The 19023-nt window shown below is 67.9% G+C and carries 13 protein-coding genes, 1 tRNA gene, 1 pseudogene and 2 riboswitches; of the genes and pseudogenes, 4 read left to right on the forward strand and 11 right to left on the reverse strand.

Going from position 1 to position 19023, the window contains the following annotated elements:
- Positions 1-128: 128 nt before the first annotated feature.
- From gcvP to WT24_RS00650, 5 genes are all read right to left on the reverse strand, one after another.
- The gene (gene gcvP, locus WT24_RS00630; protein ID WP_060030432.1) at positions 129-3056 is read right to left on the reverse strand and encodes an aminomethyl-transferring glycine dehydrogenase; all 2928 of its coding nucleotides are present in this window, start codon (positions 3054-3056) and stop codon (positions 129-131) included.
- A gap of 57 nt (positions 3057-3113) precedes the next feature.
- Complete coding sequence (gcvH, locus tag WT24_RS00635) at positions 3114-3494, reverse strand: glycine cleavage system protein GcvH (RefSeq protein ID WP_059503227.1); 381 nt, start codon at positions 3492-3494, stop codon at positions 3114-3116.
- A 124-nt stretch (positions 3495-3618) separates the two neighbouring features.
- Entirely contained in the window at positions 3619-4737 is a 1119-nt protein-coding gene (gcvT, locus tag WT24_RS00640; RefSeq protein WP_059791251.1) for a glycine cleavage system aminomethyltransferase GcvT, read from the reverse strand.
- A gap of 83 nt (positions 4738-4820) precedes the next feature.
- Positions 4821-4954: riboswitch (glycine riboswitch) on the reverse strand.
- 33 nt (positions 4955-4987) lie between these two features.
- Positions 4988-5090, reverse strand: a riboswitch (glycine riboswitch).
- Between the two features lie 110 nt (positions 5091-5200).
- On the reverse strand, positions 5201-5563 hold the full coding sequence (locus WT24_RS00645) for a hypothetical protein (RefSeq protein WP_034209609.1): 363 nt from the start codon (positions 5561-5563) through the stop codon (positions 5201-5203).
- A 263-nt stretch (positions 5564-5826) separates the two neighbouring features.
- Positions 5827-6879 (reverse strand): oxidoreductase, encoded by a 1053-nt coding sequence (locus WT24_RS00650; RefSeq protein ID WP_060030435.1) that lies wholly within the window; start codon positions 6877-6879, stop codon positions 5827-5829.
- Between the two features lie 673 nt (positions 6880-7552).
- On the opposite strand from WT24_RS00650, the gene WT24_RS00655 reads away from it, so the two are divergent.
- Positions 7553-9640 (forward strand): UvrD-helicase domain-containing protein, encoded by a 2088-nt coding sequence (locus WT24_RS00655; RefSeq protein ID WP_059503235.1) that lies wholly within the window; start codon positions 7553-7555, stop codon positions 9638-9640.
- A 109-nt stretch (positions 9641-9749) separates the two neighbouring features.
- Here WT24_RS00655 and WT24_RS00660 read toward each other — a convergent pair whose 3' ends face one another.
- Complete coding sequence (locus WT24_RS00660) at positions 9750-10634, reverse strand: cytochrome c5 family protein (RefSeq protein ID WP_060030438.1); 885 nt, start codon at positions 10632-10634, stop codon at positions 9750-9752.
- A gap of 251 nt (positions 10635-10885) precedes the next feature.
- Here WT24_RS00660 and WT24_RS00665 point away from each other — a divergent pair.
- Positions 10886-10961: transfer RNA gene (locus tag WT24_RS00665), tRNA-Arg, on the forward strand.
- Positions 10962-11015: 54 nt separating this feature from the next.
- Here WT24_RS00665 and WT24_RS00670 read toward each other — a convergent pair.
- Positions 11016-11168, reverse strand: a pseudogene (locus WT24_RS00670) (site-specific integrase); the annotation flags it as partial.
- A 567-nt stretch (positions 11169-11735) separates the two neighbouring features.
- Positions 11736-12020, reverse strand: a complete 285-nt coding sequence (locus WT24_RS35690) for a DUF4145 domain-containing protein (RefSeq protein WP_082742042.1) — start codon at positions 12018-12020, stop codon at positions 11736-11738.
- Between the two features lie 186 nt (positions 12021-12206).
- On the opposite strand from WT24_RS35690, the gene WT24_RS00675 reads away from it, so the two are divergent.
- Positions 12207-14180 carry a tetratricopeptide repeat protein gene (locus WT24_RS00675; RefSeq protein WP_373557218.1) on the forward strand — a complete coding sequence of 658 codons (1974 nt, stop codon included), beginning with the start codon at positions 12207-12209 and terminating at the stop codon, positions 14178-14180.
- A gap of 93 nt (positions 14181-14273) precedes the next feature.
- The gene (locus tag WT24_RS00680) at positions 14274-14936 is read left to right on the forward strand and encodes an acetyltransferase (RefSeq protein ID WP_060030447.1); all 663 of its coding nucleotides are present in this window, start codon (positions 14274-14276) and stop codon (positions 14934-14936) included.
- A 10-nt stretch (positions 14937-14946) separates the two neighbouring features.
- Here WT24_RS00680 and vioA read toward each other — a convergent pair whose 3' ends face one another.
- The 3 genes from vioA to WT24_RS00695 all read right to left on the reverse strand — a co-directional run bounded on the left by vioA (position 14947) and on the right by WT24_RS00695 (position 19021).
- On the reverse strand, positions 14947-16089 hold the full coding sequence (gene vioA / locus WT24_RS00685) for a dTDP-4-amino-4,6-dideoxy-D-glucose aminotransferase VioA (RefSeq protein WP_060030450.1): 1143 nt from the start codon (positions 16087-16089) through the stop codon (positions 14947-14949).
- Between the two features lie 28 nt (positions 16090-16117).
- Entirely contained in the window at positions 16118-18466 is a 2349-nt protein-coding gene (locus WT24_RS00690) for a tetratricopeptide repeat protein (RefSeq protein WP_060030452.1), read from the reverse strand.
- Positions 18467-18721: 255 nt separating this feature from the next.
- Positions 18722-19021 (reverse strand): flagellar protein FliT, encoded by a 300-nt coding sequence (locus WT24_RS00695; protein ID WP_034209594.1) that lies wholly within the window; start codon positions 19019-19021, stop codon positions 18722-18724.
- Positions 19022-19023 lie beyond the last annotated feature (2 nt).

Genomic DNA, 19023 nt, shown 5'->3' on the forward strand with positions numbered 1-19023 from the left:
ATCGCGTGTGATGTTAGCCGGATTGGCGGATGAACGTGAACCGGTCGGCCCGACGAACGCAAAAACCGCACGCAACCGGGGTTGCGTGCGGTGCGGTCACCGTCGGCTGGCTCCGGGCGTGACGCGCGTTATGCGTAGTCCGACACCGGCACGCACGAGCAGAACAGGTTGCGGTCGCCGTACGCGTTGTCCGCGCGGCCGACCGGCGGCCAGTACTTGTTCGTGCCGAGCGATGCGACCGGGTACGCAGCCTGCTCGCGCGAGTACGCGTGCGGCCATTCGTTCGCGGTGACGACGGCGGCCGTGTGCGGCGCGTGACGCAGCGGGTTGTCCTCGCGATCGGCGCGGCCTTCCTCGACCGCGCGGATTTCCTCGCGGATCGCGATCATCGCGGCGATGAAGCGGTCGAGCTCTTCCTGCGATTCCGATTCGGTCGGCTCGACCATCAGCGTGCCCGGCACCGGGAAGCTCATCGTCGGCGCGTGGAAGCCGTAGTCCATCAGGCGCTTCGCGACGTCGTCGACGCTGATGCCGCTCGATTCCTTGATCGGCCGCAGGTCGAGAATGCACTCGTGCGCGACCAGCCCGCCCGGGCCCGAATACAGCACCGGGTAGTGCGGCGCGAGGCGCTTCGCGATGTAGTTCGCGTTGAGGATCGCGGTTTCGGTCGCGGCGGTCAGGTTCTTCGCGCCCATCATCGCGATGTACATCCACGAGATCGGCAGGATCGACGCCGAGCCGTACGGCGCGGCCGACACCGCGCCGATGCCGTCTTCGCTGCGTGCGTAGCCGGTCGAGCGCTGGTTCGGCAGGAACTTCGCGAGGTGCGCGCCGACCGCGACCGGGCCGACGCCCGGGCCGCCGCCGCCGTGCGGGATGCAGAAGGTCTTGTGCAGGTTCAGGTGCGACACGTCGCCGCCGAACTGGCCCGGCGCGGTCAGGCCGACCATCGCGTTCATGTTCGCGCCGTCGACGTACACCTGGCCGCCGTGCGCGTGCACGATCTCGCAGATCTCGCGGACGTTCTGCTCGAACACGCCGTGCGTCGACGGATACGTGATCATGATCGCCGCCAGATTCTTCGAGTGCTGCTCGGCCTTCGCCTTCAGGTCGGCGATGTCGACGTTGCCCTGCGCGTCGCACGCGACGACCACGACCTTCATGCCGGCCATGTGCGCGGACGCCGGGTTCGTGCCGTGCGCGGATGCCGGGATCAGGCACACGTCGCGATGGCCTTCGCCGCGCGATGCGTGGTACGCGTGGATGATCAGCAGGCCCGCGTACTCGCCCTGCGAGCCCGCGTTCGGTTGCAGCGACACGGCCGCGTAGCCGGTGGCCGCGACGAGCATCTGTTCGAGCTGGTCGATCATCTCGCGGTAGCCGACGGTCTGCTCGGCCGGCGCGAACGGATGGATCCGGCCGAACTCGGGCCACGTGACGGGCAGCATTTCCGACGTCGCGTTCAGCTTCATCGTGCACGAGCCGAGCGGGATCATCGAGCGGTCGAGCGCGAGATCCTTGTCCGACAGGCTGCGCAGGTAGCGCAGCATTTCGGTTTCGGAATGGTGGCGGTTGAACACGTGGTGCGTCAGGTACGCGCTCGTGCGCTCGAGGCCGGCCGGCAATGCGGCGACGCCGGCGAGACCTGCATCCAGCGCATCGACGGCCGGTGCGGTGCCGCCCGCAGCCTGCGCGAATACGTCGAGCAGATCGGCGAGGTCGTCGCGCGTCGTCGTTTCGTCGACCGACACGCCGACTTGCGTGTCGCTCACGCGGCGCAGGTTGATGCGCTTGCCCTTCGCGAATTCGTGGACCTGCGCGGTGCGTGCGCCGGTGTCGATCGTCAGCGTGTCGAAGAACGTATCGTTGACGGTCGCGAAGCCGAGCTGCTTCACGCCGGCGGCCAACAGCGCCGCGATGCGGTTCACGCGCAGTGCGATCGTCTTCAGGCCGTGCGGGCCGTGGTAGACCGCGTACATGCTCGCCATGACCGCGAGCAGCGCTTGCGCGGTACACACATTCGACGTGGCCTTCTCGCGGCGGATGTGCTGTTCGCGCGTCTGCAGCGCGAGGCGCAGCGCGGGCTTGCCCTGTGCGTCGACGGTCACGCCGACGAGGCGGCCCGGCATCTGACGCTTGAATTCGTCGCGCACCGCGAGATACGCGGCGTGCGGGCCGCCGAAGCCCATCGGCACGCCGAAGCGCTGCGTGTTGCCGATCGCGACGTCCGCGCCCCATTCGCCGGGCGGCGTCAGCACGGTGAGCGCGAGCAGGTCGGCCGCGACGACCACGTGGCCGCCGGCCGCGTGGATCGCTTCGGTGAGCGCGCGGTAGTCGCGCACGTCGCCGTTCACGCCCGGGTACTGCAGCAGCACGCCGAACGCGTTTGCCTGCGCCGCGTCGGCGGCCGGGCCCGTCTTGACCTCGATGCCGACCGGCAGCGCGCGCGTGCGGATCACTTCGAGCGTCTGCGGCAGCACGTCGTCGGCCACGTAGAACACGTTCGACGTCGGCTTGCCGGTGCGCTGCAGCAGCGTCATCGCTTCGGCCGCGGCGGTGGCTTCATCCAGCAGCGATGCATTCGAGATCGCGAGACCCGTGAGGTCGGCCACCATCTGCTGGAAGTTCAGGAGCGCTTCGAGGCGGCCCTGGGAAATTTCGGGCTGGTACGGCGTGTAGGCCGTGTACCACGCCGGGTTTTCGAGCACGTTGCGCAGGATCACGGCCGGCGTGTGCGTGTCGTGATAGCCCTGGCCGATATACGAGCGGAACACCTGGTTCTTGTCCGCGAGCGCACGCAGCGCGGCGAGGGCTTCGGCCTCGCTCTTCGGCTGCGCGAAAGGCCCGAGCGGCAGCGTTTCGGCGCGGCGGATCGACGCCGGGATCACGGCATCGATCAGGGCGGCGCGCGACGCGAAGCCGAGCGTGTCGAGCATGGCCTGCTGGCTGGCGGCGTCGGGGCCGATGTGGCGTTCGGCGAACGCGTCGTGCGTTTCGAGCGCGGCGAGCGAGAGGGGCGTGCGGTTCATCAGGCGGTCCGGGTGTTCGAGCTTCATGGCGTGACTCTGGTCCCGCGCGGGCCGACCGGCCGCGCGCGGTTCGGGTAAGGGAAATTAGTCGATCAGCTTGCCGTACGCTTCGGCATCGATCAGCTTGTCGGTCGATGCGCCGTCCGCGAGCTTGATCTTGAAGAGCCAGCTTGCGTACGCGTCGCTGTTGACCTGATCCGGCGCGTCGACGATCGCGCCATTGACTTCGACGATTTCGCCGGACACCGGCGAGTAGATGTCGGATGCCGCCTTCACCGATTCGACGACGCCGACGGCGTCGCCCGCCGTCACCGACTTGCCGACTTCGGGCAGCTCGAGGAAGACGATGTCGCCGAGCGTGCTCTGCGCGTGATCGGTGATGCCGACCGTCAGCGTGCCGTCGGCTTCGGTGCGGATCCACTCGTGTTCGTCGGTGTACTTCAGATCGGCCGGGACGTTGCTCATCGGATGCTCCTGGATAAAAAGGTGTGTTCGTTCTGCTGGCGCGCCGCCATGGTGCGCCGGATGGGGTTGCGCCGGGCGCCATCTCCCGGCTTGCCGGGAGGCGGCCCCGGCCGCTTCTCGGTCGTTACGCAGCGAGGACCTTGCCGTTGCGCACGAACGGCAGTTTTACCACGCGCGCGGGAAGATTCTTGTCTCGAATTTGCACCTGGACGGTGTCGCCGATCTGCACGGCCGCCGGCACGCGCGCGAACGCGATCGATTCCTGCATCGACGGCGAGAACGTGCCGCTCGTGATCTCGCCTTCGCCGTGCGGCGTGACGACCTTCTGGTGCGCGCGCAGCACGCCGCCCGCCTTGCCGTTTTCCTTCTGCAGGATCAGGCCGACGAACGCGGCGCGCGTGCCGTTGGCTTCCAGTGCGGCGCGGCCGACGAAGTCGCGCGGCGCGCTGAGGTCGACCGTCCAGGCGAGGCCCGCGTCGAGCGGGGAGACGGTGTCGTCCATGTCCTGGCCGTACAGGTTCATGCCGGCCTCGAGGCGCAGCGTGTCGCGCGCGCCGAGCCCGCACGGGCGCACGCCGTTTTGCTGCAGCGCATTCCACAGCGCTACGACGTGCACGGCCGGGACGATCACTTCGAAGCCGTCTTCGCCGGTGTAGCCGGTGCGCGCGACGGTGAGATCGCCGAACGGCGTGCCGGCGACCTGCGCGGCGTTGAACGGCTTGAGCTCGCTGGTGGCCGCGCGTGCGGACGGCACCGTCGCCCAGACCTTCTCGCGGGCGTTCGGACCCTGGACGGCGACGATCGCGAAATCGCGGCGCGGCGCGATCGTCAGGCCGTAGCCGCCTTGCTCGTTCAGCTGGTTGAACCACGCGATGTCTTTCTCGGCGGTGCCGGCGTTGACGACCACGCGGAAGAATTCTTCGGTGAAGTAATAGACGATCAGATCGTCGATGACGCCGCCCTGCGGGTTGAGCAGGCACGAGTAGAGCGCCTTGCCGGGCGTCTTGAGCTTGCCGACGTGGTTCGCGATCGCATGCTCGAAGAACGCGCGCACACGGCTGCCGGTGAAATCGACGACGCACATGTGCGACACGTCGAACATGCCGGCGTCGGTGCGCACGGCCGCGTGTTCTTCGATCTGCGAGCCGTAGTTGACGGGCATGTCCCAGCCGCCGAAGTCGACCATGCGGGCATTGAGCGCGCGGTGCGCGGCGTTGAGCGGGGTGTGATTCAGTGCAGTCATCGAGGCCTCAGGCAAGGCGCTTGCGCGCGGATCAGAACGGCCATGTGCCGACCGCCGCGGCCGATGGCCTCGAGCAATCCGGTACATGCCCCTCTGTCCTCGATACCTGAGAGATTGCGCTGCGGGCCAAGCCCGGCGAGCGCGCGCCCCTTCGGTGGGCAGCTTGCCCGCGCAGCCAATGTGCTGCGGGCTACTGCCGCTCTCCAGAGTGCGGGGAACGTATTGCGCGCGCAGTGCGCGGACGCGGTTCCCCGACGCGGTCGGTCCTTTTGCCTGAGAGTTTGCGGGTGTGCCCCTTCGGCGGCGCAACCGGTGTCGGAACACCCGGTCGCACGCTCTCCCGACGCGTGCGGGCGACTGTACGCGAGCGGGTGGGCATTGTCAATTTGGGCAAAAGAATGTCGCTTCGCGACAAGCGGCCTTGGGCGCCGCCGCGTCATCCGCTCCGGCAGGTGCCGGCGTGTTACTCGCCGATCGCGCGTGCGGCCGTGTCGAGTTCCTGGTTCAGCACCCGCTGCTCGTCGCCGGACAGGCCGCCGTTGTGCTGGGCCGCCATGTCGCTCGCTTCCTGGCGGATCACGTCGAGGCGGTGGTGCAACTGCGCGCCATACGGCGGCGGGTAGTAGCCGCCGTTCACGCGCGCGTCGATCCGCCGGTGCAGGTTGTCGATCCGGCCCTGGACCTCCTGCATGCGGTCGTTCGCGACGACCTGCGGATTCGGTCGGGGCGGAGGCGCCTGCCGGGCCGGCCGCTGCGGCTGCACGATGCAGGCCGCGAGCGAGGAAACCAGGACGCAGCATGCCGCTGCGCGAATCAACCGTTGCATCAAATTCTCCTGACGGATGGGTGTCGGATCGATTTTCGAGAAACGCGTCAGACCGGACGACCGCTGACTTTCGTTCCCGCACCATTTGTAACGGAATGTTGAGACGCCATGCCGCCATGCCACCGAGCCACCGAGCCACCGAGCCACCGAGCCACCGAGCCACCGAGCCACCGAGCCGACGGGGCCGTGGGCGGCAGACGCTACGGTGCGTGGCGCGTGGCGCGGGATGCTGGCCGCGGCGGCGCCGACCCGGCCGGCAACGATCAGACGATACGGCGCACGAACGGCAGCCGGCGGCCGTCGTGCTCGCTCTGCGCGGCGAGCTCGATGATCGTCATCACGTCGACCGCGTCCTGCGCGGTGACGGGGAACGGCGCGCCGTCGCGAATCGATGCGGCGAGCGCGCGGTAGAACTCCGCGTACTGGCCGTCGAGCGTCGGCACCGGACGTTCGACCTCGACGTCGCCGTCGAGCACGCGCAGCAGGCCGGGCGGATTGCCGCCGCCGAATTCGACGTCGTCGGCGGTGAGGCCCGCCTTGAGCTGGTCTTCCTGCGTGTCGAGCCCGAACTTCTGGTAGCTGCCGCGTGTGCCGTGCAGCGTGAAGCGCGCGGGCTCGATCGCCGACAGCGCGCTCGCATGCAGCGCGACGTCCTTGTCCGGATAGCCGAGCAGCAGGTGCACGAAATCGGGCGCCGTGCCGTTGTCGCGGCGCGTCTTGACGGTGGCGCTCACGGTGTCCGGCGTGCCGAACAGCGCGAGCGCCTGATCGATCAGGTGTGGGCCGAGGTCGAGCAGCAGGCCGCCGCCGCGGGCTGGCTCCTCGCGCCAGCGCGTGCGCGGCGTCGGCCGGAAGCGGTCGAAGTGCGACGCGAAGCAGGTGATGCGGCCGAGCTCGCCCGAATCGACGATCCGGCGCACGGTGAGGAAATCGCCATCCCAGCGGCGGTTGTGGAACGGCGCGAACAGCCGGCTGCGTGCGTTCGCGAGCCGCGCGAGCGCGAGCGCCTCGTCGGCGGTGAGCGTGACCGGCTTGTCGACGACCACGTGGCGGCCGGCTTCGAGCACCTTGCGCGCGAGCGTGAAGTGCGTGTCGTTCGGCGTGGCGATCACTACGCATTCGATGTCGTCGAGGCCGAGCAGCGTGTCGAGGTCGGGGACGATGCGCGCCCCCGGGTAGGCGGCGTGCGCGCGATCGGACTGACTCGTCGCGATCGCGGCGACTTCAGTGCGGCCGCTCGTGGCGATCACGGGCGCGTGGAACGTCGCGCCGGCGAAACCGAAACCCATCAAACCAATCCTGAGCAATGACGACATGGCAATTCCTGGCTGCGAAGGAAATTAAAGGATGGCGCGCCGAAACGGCACGAAGACGACCGGCTATTTTGGCATGGCGCCGCCGCTTGCACAGACGCGCCGGGCGAAACGCGCGAAGCGATGCGGCGTTTGCACAAGAAGTGCCGGCATTTTGCGCGGATTGGGCGCCGTACGGCGTGACCGCCCGGCGCGCGGTGCGCGGCGAGCCGGGGCGGCCAGCCTGCCCCGGAGTGGGCCGTCGCCGGCTACGCCGTCGCGCGGGCTAGCCGCCTCGGGCTGCCGCGGCGCGACGCGGCGCCGGCGCATGTAACGCCCTCGCACGGACAGCAGCGGGCCGACGCTGGCGGCGGCGAGCAGGTATTCCATGAGATCGATCCGGTGACGCTCAGGTGAATTGAAGCGGGCCGGCGGGTGGCGCCGGGGAGTGCGTATTGTGTCCGATCGCAGCGCGGACGGGGCCGGATTGGCCGAACGGACAGGCGCGACCACGGCGAACGGACAGTGGGTGCCCGCCCGGCAAGCCTGCCGGCCCCTGCCCTGCGGCGCACCCGAATACACGCCGCCGACGTGTTAACATGCGCGTCCTGCCCGCGTGTCCGCTAGCTTCGCCAGCCTGCCGCGCACGGCATCCTCCCCGGCGTTCCGCCGTCAACCAGCAACACCATCCGCCATCATGTCCGCAGGCCTCAATCCCGCTCAGAATGAAGCGGTGCGCTACCTCGACGGTCCCTGCCTCGTGCTCGCCGGCGCGGGCAGCGGCAAGACCCGCGTGATCACGCAGAAGATCGCGCACCTGATCGAAGCGAAAGGCTTCGAGCCGCGCCATATCGCCGCCGTCACGTTCACGAACAAGGCCGCCGCCGAAATGCGCGAGCGCGTGTCCAAGCTGCTGGAAGGCAAGACGCTCACCACGCCCGGCAAGGAAGGCCGCAAGGTGCCCGTCAACCAGCTCACCGTCTGCACGTTCCACTCGCTCGGCGTGCAGATCCTGCGCCAGGAGGCCGAGCACGTCGGCCTGAAGCCGCAATTCTCGATCATGGATTCGGACGACTGCTTCGGGATGATCCAGGAGCAGCTCGGCACGACCGACAAGGGGCTGATCCGCAAGATCCAGAGCATCATCTCGCTGTGGAAGAACGGCCTGATCATGCCCGACGAGGCGATGGCGATTGCGGCCAACGAGGACGAGCACCAGGCCGCGCTGGTCTACCGCAACTACGTGGCGACGCTGCATGCGTACCAGGCGGTCGATTTCGACGACCTGATCCGCCTGCCGGCCGAGCTGTTCGCGAAGAACGAGCAGGTGCGCGACCGCTGGCAGAACAAGCTGCGCTACCTGCTGATCGACGAGTACCAGGACACCAATGCATGCCAGTACGAGCTGCTGAAGCAGCTCGCGGGCCCGCGAGCCGCGTTCACGGCGGTCGGCGACGACGACCAGGCGATCTACGGCTGGCGCGGCGCGACGCTGGAGAACCTCGCGCAGCTCGGCAAGGATTTCCCGAAGCTGCACGTGATCAAGCTGGAGCAGAACTACCGGTCGACGGTGCGGATCCTGACCGCCGCGAACAACGTGATCGCGAACAACCCGAAGCTGTTCGAGAAGAAGCTGTGGTCCGAGCACGGGATGGGCGATTCGATCACCGTCACGGCGTGCAATGACGAGGAACACGAGGCCGAATCGGTCGTGTTCCGGCTGTCCGCGCACAAGTTCGAGCGGCGCGCGCAGTTCCGCGACTACGCGATCCTCTACCGCGGCAACTTCCAGGCGCGGATTTTCGAGCAGGTGCTGCGGCGCGAGCGGATCCCGTACGTGCTGTCGGGCGGCCAGTCGTTCTTCGACAAAGCCGAGATCAAGGATCTGTGCGCGTACCTGCGGCTGATCGCGAACGCCGACGACGATCCCGCGTTCATCCGCGCGGTCACGACGCCGCGCCGCGGCATCGGCAACACGACGCTCGAGGCGCTCGGGTCGTTCGCGGGGCAGGCGAAGGTGTCGCTGTTCGAGGCCGTGTACATGGGCGGGATCGAGGCGCGGCTGTCGGCGCGCCAGATCGAGCCGCTGCGCATGTTCTGCGACTTCATCCAGCGCCTGACCGAGCGCGCGGACAAGGAGCCCGCGACCGTCGTGCTCGACGACATGATGGAGGCGATCCACTACGAGGCGTACCTGTACGACGCGTTCGACGAGCGGCAGGCGCAGTCGAAGTGGCAGAACGTGCTCGAATTCCTCGAATGGCTGAAGCGCAAGGGCACGAAGCCCGAGACGGAAGCCGTCGACGGCGAGGCCGACGGCTTCCACAACGCGGACGGGCTCGCCGATACCGGCAAGAACCTGCTCGGCCTGATCCAGACCGTCGCGCTGATGTCGATGCTCGAAGGCAAGGACGAGGATCCGGACGCCGTGCGGCTGTCGACCGTCCACGCGTCGAAGGGGCTCGAGTATCCGCACGTGTTCCTGGTCGGCGTCGAGGAAGGCATCATGCCGCACCGCGGCGGGAGCGAGGACGACGGCCCGATCGACAACGAACGGATCGAGGAGGAGCGCCGGCTGATGTACGTCGCGATCACCCGCGCGCAGCGCAGCCTGCACCTGAACTGGTGCAAGAAGCGCAAGCGGGCGCGCGAGACGGTCGTGTGCGAACCGTCGCGGTTCATTCCCGAGATGGGGCTCGACGAAGCGCCGCCGCCGACGCCGGAAGAGGCGCCGATGTCGCCGAAGGACCGGCTCGCGAGCCTGAAAGCGTTGCTGCAGAAGTGACGCGGCGCCGCTGTGCGCCCGACGGCGCGACGAACCGGCCGCACGAAAACGAAACCCCCGCGAAGCGCGTGCGTCGCGGGGGTTTTTTACGGATGGCCGAGCGGGAGCGTTACTTCACCGCGTTGACCATGTAATCGACGGCCGCCTTCACGTCGGCATCCGACGCGTTCGATCCGCCCTTCGGCGGCATCGCACCCTTGCCGTGCAGCGCGTAGTTGTAGACCGTATCCATCGAATCCTTCAGGCGCGGCGCCCAGTCTTCCTTGCTGCCGAACTTCGGTGCGCCGAGCACGCCGGCCGCGTGGCAGGCCTGGCAGGTCGACGCGTACAGCGCCTTGCCGGCCGTTGCCGCATCGGCGCCGGCCGGGGCGGCCGCGGGCTTTTCGCCGGCCTTCGGGATCGCGGCGATCGCCGCCATGGCGGCGGCCTGCGCGTTCGACGCGTCGGCGCCCGACGCGGGTGCGCCGCTGGCGGGCTGCGCCGCATTGGCGGCCGGTGCGGCCGGTTCGGGGAAGTTCGCGCCGTCGTTGTTCGCCATGTAGACGATCGCGCGCGCGATTTCATAGTCGCTGACGTCGTCGGGGCTCGTGCCGCCGCGCGCCGGCATCGCGCCCTTGCCCGCGAGGGCCGTCTTCAGCAGCGTGTCGAAGCCTTGCGAGATGCGCGGCGCCCAGTCGTCCTTGTTGCCGAACTTCGGCGCGCCGGCGGCGCCGGTGCCGTGGCAGGTTACGCAGACGGCCTTGTAGACTTCCTCGCCCGTCTTGTACGTGCGGGGCGCGTTGGCGTCCTTCACGTCGACCTTCGCGATCGGGGCGATACGTGCGGCGACCTGCTCGTCGGACAGCGCGTCCGTGCCGGCGCCGGAACGGAACGCATGGTTCGCGTAATTGGCGAACAGGACGATCAGGACGATCGGAATCGCGAACGACGCGATGATGACGGCAATCAGCTGCCCAGGGGTTTTGACGGGAGATTCGTGGGGTGCTTCGCTCATGCTTGCCTCGTCTCCGTGAATAGGAATTGTGAGCGCGGTGCAACGGCAAAATGGCAGTCCAATGAAGCACGGACGATTATAGACGGAACGTTTACATCACGGCGAGCGATGCGATGGCGCGTGTTTACCCGCACGCAGGCTCGCCCGACGGCGATTCGGCGGGCGAGGTGGACGCGTCATGGGAAACCGGGTATCCTTGCCGTCTTGCCAATCGTGGGCGGCCTGTATATGGGGTCGCTTCACTGTCTCACGCGCCCGTAGCTCAATGGATAGAGTACTGCCCTCCGAAGGCAGGGGTTGCTGGTTCGATCCCAGCCGGGCGCGCCAAGCCTAGTCAGGCTTTCAGCGGTTTCTTCCCTTCGTCGGACAGACTCATTGCAGCTAAATTGCAGCTAGCATCGGCGCCGGCTCGGCCGTCAGCGGCCTGACCCAATGCGCCAAGTGATCGGCTGACAGGTGCGCGTACCGCTGCACCATTTCCAGCGTTTCCCAGCCGCCCAGTTCCTTCAACACCTGTAGCGGCGTGCCGCGTTGGGCGACACTGTTTATGCAGACTCGGCCGCTTGAGGCGGCGATGTCGTTCTGGACCGGCATGTTGCAGTTCCCCGCGTTTGAATCGTCACGCCACAGGCTTGCCACTGCTTCCTGTCGACGAATAATGGGCGTTTTAAATGCTAGTTTTCCATTATTTGGGAAAGAAAATTGGCCTCCTAGACTCTTCATACGTCCTCCTCGTGCCTGAGTACGGACGGTTCCTTGCCCCGGTCACGGTCCCCCTGTGGCCGGGGGTTTTTGAATCGAGGCTTGGCTTGTTGCGACGAGGTGCAGACGCCGAGATGTGGACTATGCATGTGGCCTGCGGGACGCAGCCGAGCCCTTGGCGACGTCGGCGCGGAACCCATATGCGCAATTGTGACCCGCCTCGTCTGCCCGCAAAAACGAGCGATTTTTATGCACTCATGCGCCCGGCGCTCGGGGGCCGTCTGGCGCGGGCTGCGCGGAGAATGGCGGGCCGATTCCTTGACGTACTTTTATGCGCCTTGGTTATGCAGTCTCGATAGCGTTGCTCGCGCCACAACCCAATGCTGGTTTTCCGGCTGGTCACTTTGCGGGTTTTGCCGTGTCTCGTCGTTCGATAGCCTCTCGTTTGATCTCCGGCAGTCGTTCATAGAGCGCGTCGACTTCACGCGGATCCGTGATCATCGTCGTCCCGAACGTCAAGTTAACGGGGTGCACACTTTCGTTTCCGATTACGCGGACAATGTCCGGGGCGCGCTGGATCTTGGGCCTCAGTCCCTTTTGTACGAGAGACGCGATGTCTGAATCGATGTGCTTCCCTGATTCGCCGAGCGGGACATACAACTTCGGTACGGCGAGACGACGCATCGGAGGCCGGGCACGCGCCGGGCGGCCGGTCCATCGCCCGAACAGCCGCGCGGAATGGGCTCACATCACCGCATCGCATGCATGCGCGCTTCGGTAACCTGTCGATCGACGCTTTCCGTGCCGAAACGGTTTCCGGTCGGGACGCGCGTCGCGCGTGCCGGGCCGCCGCCTCGACGGCCGGACGCGATGAATGTCCGCCGCTTTGCCCAGCCTTTCATGACGACGCTTGCTTCCGACGAATCCGCGTGCGTTCAACACGCCGCGACCTTGTGCCAGAACGGACGGTTCGCCGATGCGCTGTCGCGCGTCGCGCCGCTGCTCGATGCGCCCGCGCCGGCCATTGCGGCGCTGCACGTCGCGGCCGTGTGCGCGCTGGGCCTGAACCGGTTGGCCGACGCTGAGGCGTGGTGGCGGCGCGCGATCGATGCCATGCCGGTGTTCGATCCGCCGTACGAAGGCCTTGGCGCGCTACTTGTGTCGCAGGGGCGGCTGCTCGAGGCGGAGGCGGTCGGCCGCCGGCAATTGGCGTCCGTCACGCCGCTACGCGCGTCGCACCATCACCGGCTCGGCAAGGTGCTCGAAGCGCTCGGCCGGCTCGACGAGGCCGAACAGGCATTCGGGCAGGCACTGTCGATCGAGCCGCAGTCACCCGACGTGCTGACCGATCTCGGCAACCTGCTCCGCGTCCTGGCCCGGCCGGCGGAGGCGGAGCTCGCGTATCGGCTCGCGATCGCCGTTCGCGCCGATCACGTACTCGCGCACGCGAATCTCGGCGCGATTCTCGTCGACATGCAGCGGCTGCCGGAAGCGGAGGCGGCCAGCCGGCAGACCATTGCGCTGTGTCCGGATCATCCGGAAGCGCATTACAACCTCGGCATCGCGCTGCAGAACCTCGACCGCCTGCCCGAAGCGGAAGCGGCCTATCGCGACGCCATCCGCTGCCGGCCCGACCTGCCGCAGGCGCACAACAATCTCGGCTGCGTCCTGCGTGCGCAGGGCCGCCACGACGAAGCGGCCATCGCGTTCGCCGACGCGCTGGCGCTCGCGCCGCAGATGGCCGAAGCGCACTACAACCTCGGCACGACGTTCGCGCATGCGGGCCGCCTCGACGAAGCCGAGCGCGAATACCGCCGCGCGCTCGAGTTGCGCGCCGACTACGACGACGCGCGCTTCGGGCTGGCGACGCTGCTGCTCAGCCGCGGACGGTTCGAGGAAGGCTGGCGCCGCTACGAATCCCGCTACGAGCAGTCGACGTTCGTGCATCGCCGGACCCGCGAGGTGCTGCGGTGCGCGCAATGGCAAGGCGAGCCGCTGGCCGGCAAGACGTTGCTGGTCTGGCAGGAGGACGGCCTCGGCGACATGCTGCAGTTCAGCCGCTATTTCGCGGAATTTCGCGCGCGGCGGGCGGCGCGCGTGGTGTTCGCGTGCCAGCCGGCGCTGCATCGGCTGATGGAGACGGTCGACGGCGTCGACGCGGTGCTCGATCACGAGACGGCCACCGCGCAGGCCGCGCAATTCGATTACTGGACGAGCCTGTTGAGCGCGCCGATGCATGCCGGCACGACACTCGACACGATTCCGCCGCCGGTGCGGTTCGTCCCCGATCCGGCGCGCGTCGCCCGCTGGGGTGCGCGACTCGATGTGCTGCCGGCCGGCCCGCGTATCGGCCTCGTGTGGAAAGGCAATCCGAAGCATCACAACGATGCGCACCGCTCGCTGCCGTCGCTGGCGTTGCTGACGCCGCTGTGGAGCGTGCCGGGCGTGAATTTCGTGAGCCTGCAGAAAGGGCAGGGCGAGGACGAGGCGCGGCATCCGCCGGGCGGCTTGCCGTTGCTGCACCTGGGCTCGGAGATCGACGATTTCGCCGATACGGCCGCGATCGTCGCGCAACTCGATCTCGTGGTGTGCGTCGACACGTCGACCGCGCATCTGGCCGCATCGCTCGGCAAGCGTTGCTGGGTGCTGCTGCCGAATCAGGACGTGGACTGGCGGTGGATGCACGACCGTGAGGATTCGCCGTGGTATCCGGGCACGGTGCGGCTGTTCCGGCGCGGGCGCGAAGAAAGCTGGATTCGGCTGGCCGAGCGGCTGAGGGGGGCGTTTGCTGCGCATTTTGCAGTCGCACGCGTGACGGCGGACGAAACGGCGCGTAGCGTCTGACGTGACGGCACGCGCGGCACGGGCGCGACGACACGGCATACTGCGCGAAACGCGACCGTGCTGCCGCTGCTTATCAGATCAATCGAGGCCCTCGTGGAAAACATCATCATCGTCGGCTCCTCCGGTCACGCCAAGGTCGTGATCGACATCGTCGAACAGGCCGGCCGGTACCGGATCGCCGGGCTGGTCGATTCGTTCCGGACGCCCGGCGAGCAGACGCTCGGCTACGCGGTGCTGGGCGTCGAGCGCGATTTGCCGCAACTGGTCGACCGACACGGGATCGTCGGGCTGCTGGTCGCCATTGGCGACAATCATGCACGCGAGGCCGTGACGGCCGGGCTCGCGGCGCTCGTGCCGGGCCTGCCGCGCGTGTCGGCGGTGCATCCGGCCGCGTGCGTCGGCAAGGCGTCGACGATCGGCGCGGGCACGGTCGTGATGGCCGGCGCGGTGATCAACCCGGGCTGTTCGATCGGCGAAGGCTGCATCGTCAACACGAACGCGTCGCTCGACCACGACGGCGTGATGGCGGATTTCTCGAGCCTCGCACCGGGCGTCGTCACGGGCGGCAACTGCCGGATCGGCCGCGGCTCGGCGATCGGCCTCGGCGCGATGCTGCGGCACCGGATTGCGGTCGGCGAGCACAGCGTCGTCGGCGCGGGCGCGGTCGTCCTGCACGACGTCGAGCCGTACACGGTGGCGTACGGCAACCCGGCGCGCCGGATCCGCGCGCGCGCGGCCGACGAGCGTTACCTGTAGATGCGGCGGGTCAGAAGGCGATCAGCTCGACGATGCGGCGGACCATGTCGTCGCTGAGCGCCGGGTAGATCGGCAGGCACAACACCTTGCGCGCGGCCTCCGTTGCGACTGGCAGGTTGTCGCGGCTGGCGGACGGCAGCCCGCGGTACATCGGAAATTCCGAAATCAGCGGATGGAAGTAGCGGCGCGCGTACACGTCGTAGTCGCGCAGCTTCTGGTACAGCGCATCGCGGTCGAGCGGATAGTCTTCGTCGACGAGGATCGCGAAATACGCGTGGTTCGCGACGGTCTGGCCGCCGCGCGGCACGCAGCGGATGCCGCGCACGTCGGCCAGCAGCGTGCGGTACAACGCATCGATCTCGCGGCGGCGTGCGAGTGCGCCGTCGATATGCTGCAACTGCAGCATCCCGAACGCGGCGTTGATTTCGCTCATCTTGCCGTTGATGCCAGGTGCGACGACGGTGACCTCGTCGACGAAACCGAAGTTCTTCAGGTGGTCGATCCGCTGCTTGGTCTTCGCGTCGGGGCAGATGATCGCGCCGCCTTCGAACGTGTTGAACACCTTCGTCGCGTGAAAGCTCAGCACCGACAGGTCGCCGTGCGCGAGCACGCTGCCGTCGGCGTTCTGCACGCCGAACGCGTGCGCCGCGTCGTAGATCACGCGCAGGTTGTAGTTGTCGGCGATCTTCTGGATCGCGTCGACATCGCACGGGTTGCCGTAGCAATGCACGGGCATGATCGCGGTGGTTTGCGGCGTGATCGCCGCCTCGATGCGCGCGGGGTCGAGATTGAGCGTGCCGGGCGCGACGTCGACGAATACCGGTTTGATGCCGTTCCACAGCAGCGAATGGGCGGTCGCGACGAACGAGTACGGCGTCGTGATCACCTCGCCGGTAATGCGCAGCGCCTGCAGCGCGGTGACGAGCGCGAGGGTGCCGTTCGCGAACAGCGACAGGTACGGCACGCCGAGATAGTCGCACAGCGCGCGCTCGAACTGCTGGTGGAACGGGCCGCCATTCGTCAGCGTGCGGCTTTCCCAGATCTTCTCGAGATACGGCAGGAATTCCGCGAGCGGCGGCAGGTGCGGTTGCGTGACGTAGATGCGTTCGTGCGGCAGTTGCGCGACGGACGATGCGGGCAGGCTGGCGGTCATGGTGGTCTCTCTCGATAACGCGCGGCGCTCAGGCGTCGGCCGCGGCCTGTGCGATTGTCACGTCGTCGAACAGCGGCGTGTCGAATGCGGTGACGGGCTCTCCCGCGCACCAGCGGGCCCACATCGTGCGCAGCGCCGACGACAGCCCGGCCGCGACGACGGCCGGGCGGAACGCGGCGGACGCTCCGCAGCGCGCGCGCAGGCCGGCGCGAAGCGCCTGTAGCGCGGCGGTGTCGCGGCTGAGCGCCAGCGCCCTCGCGACGAAATCGTCCTCGTCCGTCGCGATGTACGCATCGAGCCCGACATGCTGCAGCCAGCCCGCGCTACCGCGCCCGGCCATCGTCGCGCCGGGGATCGTCACGGTCGGCACGCCCATCCATAGCGCATTCAGCGTCGTCGTCGAACCGGTGTACGGGAACGCGTCGAGGCAGAGGTCGACGCCGTGATGCTGCTGCATGTAGACGGGGATGTTCGAGCGCCGGTGAAACGTCAGGCGGTTGGCGTCGATGCCCGCCGCGGCGAACCATTCGGTCAGGACGCGCTGGTCGCCGGCATTGCCGATTGCGCCGAGCGCCATGCGGGCGGCCGGATCCGCGTGCAGCACGCGCGCCCAAACCTCGATCACGTGCGGGCTCAGCTTGTTCAGGCGGTTGAAGCTGGCGTAAGTCGTATAGCCGTTGTGCAGCGCCGGCAGCACGTTCACGGGCGGACAGTTCGGCGGCGGCATGAACGGCGCGATCGCCGGCAGCCGCACGAGCTGCTCGACGAACTGGTCGTCGAATGCGCCGTGCGGCGCGACGAAGCGGTCCGTCAGGTAGTAGTCCATTGCGGCGAGCCCGGTCGTGGCCGGATAGCCGATCCACGATGCCTGAACCGGCGCCGCGCGCTGCGCGAGCGCAACGAGCCGGTTGCGGCCGGTATGGCCCGACAGGTCGATCACGATGTCGATGCCGTCGTTGCGCACGCGTTCGAGGAAGGCCGTGTCGCTCATGCCGGCGACATTGCGCCAGGTCGTCGCGTGGGCCTTGAAACGCTCGGACGTGTCATCTTCCTCGAAGTGATTGTGGTAGAAGTGCATCGCAACGCCGGGATCGGCCGCGAGATGCTCGATCACGGGCACCGCGTAGGAGGCGACCGCGTGGCTGAACAGGTCGCCCGACACGAAGCCGACCTGCAGCTTGCGCGCCGGGTCGCGCGGGTTTGAGAACACCGCCGCGCGCTTGCGCTTGTGATTGCCGTAGCGCTCGCCGAACTTGCGGTGTGCCGCAACGAGCGTCTGCGGATCGAAGTCGCTGCTGTGCGCGATACAGAACAGCATGCTGCTGTGGGTGATGCTGTCGGTCGGGTTGATTTCGATCGAGCGCTTCAGCCAGCCTATCGCTTCCTGCGTTGCGCCCTGTTCGAGCAGCACGAAGCCGAGCGTGCCGCACGGTGCAGCGGCGCCGGGCGCAAGCTCGACCGCCCGTCGGCAGGCCGCGATCGCTTCATCCGTGCGGCGCAGCGCGAATAGCACGAGACCGCGAATCCGGAAGGCCTCCGGGTGATCGGGCTGAAGCTCGAGCAGGCGCGTGCACTGCTCGTCGGCCTCCGCGAGACGGTTCATCATCCGCAGCGTATCGGCGAGCAGCATGCGCACGAGTAATTCATCCGGCAGCAATTCGATCGTACGAAAGCCGGCCTCGATCATCTCTGCGAAGCGGCCTTCCCGATGAAGCGATGCGGACAGCGCGCGCCAGCATGCGCCGTCTTTCGGGTAGTCGGCGACCAGTTGCCGCGCAAGCGCGGTGGCTTCCGCGTGCTTGTTCCTGTCGAACAGCGCCGCGTGCTTTTGCAGCAGCGTCTGATTGGGGCGACGGATCGGCTTGCCGGCGTCGCGCTGTTCGGCCGTCGCGCCGGCCGCGATTTCCAGGACGATCGCCGTGTCGATGTCGCTCGGGGCCGTGACCGCTGCCGTCGCGAGCACGACGGCGGGCGACGCCAATTGCGCGATCAGCCCGTCGAGCGCCGGGCCGTGCACGCCGCGCTGCTGCGCGATTTCGACCGCGATCCACGCGGCGGCCGTTTGCCCGGTGCGATGCAGCGCATGAATGTAGCTGACCCAGTAGTAGCCGTTGTCCGGGTTCGCGCCGATGGCGGCTTCGAAATGCGGCACCGCGTCGGCCGCCCGGCCCGTATCGACCATCAGCACCGCGAGGTTGTAATGTGCATCGCCATGCGCGGGCACCGCGTCGAGGATGGCCTCGTACAGCGCCCGGGCGTCGTCGAACGCGCCGCTGCGCTGGCGCTCGAGCGCGTTCTCCATGACGAGCGCAATGTCCTGCGCAAGCTGCTGTTCAGGCGTGAGCGCGGCGGAGGCGGGCGGTTCGGTCGAGAACATGATGAAATCTGCGGAAAGTCGGTCGATACCATTATCGGTAGCGGGTCGTCGCGCCGATGCCGCGAGGTGACGGGAAAAGCCCGGTCAGTTTGGCCGATTGACCGGTCGGCTCAAGCCGGGCGGTGCTGCCGGCAGTGCCTAAAAAAACGCCCGCACGAGGCGGGCGGGGAGGCGAACGAGCACGCCCTCACATCAGCGCGTAGTTCTTGTTGTCGGGTGGGCGGCGCGCATGTCGAGCACGCCGCGCGGCGCGTCTTAACGGCTCGCGATGCTCTGGTACTGGCCGACGGCCTGCACGCGGCTCATCGCCGCCTGGTATTCGTCGGTCAGCTCCTGCTGCGCGCGTTGCGCGTCGGCGAAGATGCGGTCGTTGCTGACCTGCATGCGGCGGATCGCGGCGATGCCGACGGGCGGCTGGTCGGTCGAGAGCAGCGCGACGAGCTGCCAGCGCGCATCGGCGAGGCGCACGGCCTCGGCCCAGTCGGCCATCGTGGCCGCGTGTTCGATCGAGTCGGTCAGCGCGTCGATCCGGGCGATCAGTTCGGTCTGTTCCATCG

The organism is Burkholderia sp. MSMB1078WGS, assembly GCF_001528895.1.
Classification (GTDB): Bacteria; Pseudomonadota; Gammaproteobacteria; order Burkholderiales; family Burkholderiaceae; genus Burkholderia.

Coding starts and splice junctions, on each gene's coding strand:
- gcvP (WP_060030432.1), bottom strand. CDS start 3,056: ATGAAGCTCGAACACCCGGACCGCCTGATGAACCGCACGCCCCTCTCG.
- gcvH (WP_059503227.1), bottom strand. CDS start 3,494: ATGAGCAACGTCCCGGCCGATCTGAAGTACACCGACGAACACGAGTGG.
- gcvT (WP_059791251.1), bottom strand. CDS start 4,737: ATGACTGCACTGAATCACACCCCGCTCAACGCCGCGCACCGCGCGCTC.
- WT24_RS00645 (WP_034209609.1), bottom strand. CDS start 5,563: ATGCAACGGTTGATTCGCGCAGCGGCATGCTGCGTCCTGGTTTCCTCG.
- WT24_RS00650 (WP_060030435.1), bottom strand. CDS start 6,879: ATGTCGTCATTGCTCAGGATTGGTTTGATGGGTTTCGGTTTCGCCGGC.
- WT24_RS00655 (WP_059503235.1), top strand. CDS start 7,553: ATGTCCGCAGGCCTCAATCCCGCTCAGAATGAAGCGGTGCGCTACCTC.
- WT24_RS00660 (WP_060030438.1), bottom strand. CDS start 10,634: ATGAGCGAAGCACCCCACGAATCTCCCGTCAAAACCCCTGGGCAGCTG.
- WT24_RS35690 (WP_082742042.1), bottom strand. CDS start 12,020: ATGCGTCGTCTCGCCGTACCGAAGTTGTATGTCCCGCTCGGCGAATCA.
- WT24_RS00675 (WP_373557218.1), top strand. CDS start 12,207: ATGAATGTCCGCCGCTTTGCCCAGCCTTTCATGACGACGCTTGCTTCC.
- vioA (WP_060030450.1), bottom strand. CDS start 16,089: ATGACCGCCAGCCTGCCCGCATCGTCCGTCGCGCAACTGCCGCACGAA.
- WT24_RS00690 (WP_060030452.1), bottom strand. CDS start 18,466: ATGTTCTCGACCGAACCGCCCGCCTCCGCCGCGCTCACGCCTGAACAG.
- WT24_RS00695 (WP_034209594.1), bottom strand. CDS start 19,021: ATGGAACAGACCGAACTGATCGCCCGGATCGACGCGCTGACCGACTCG.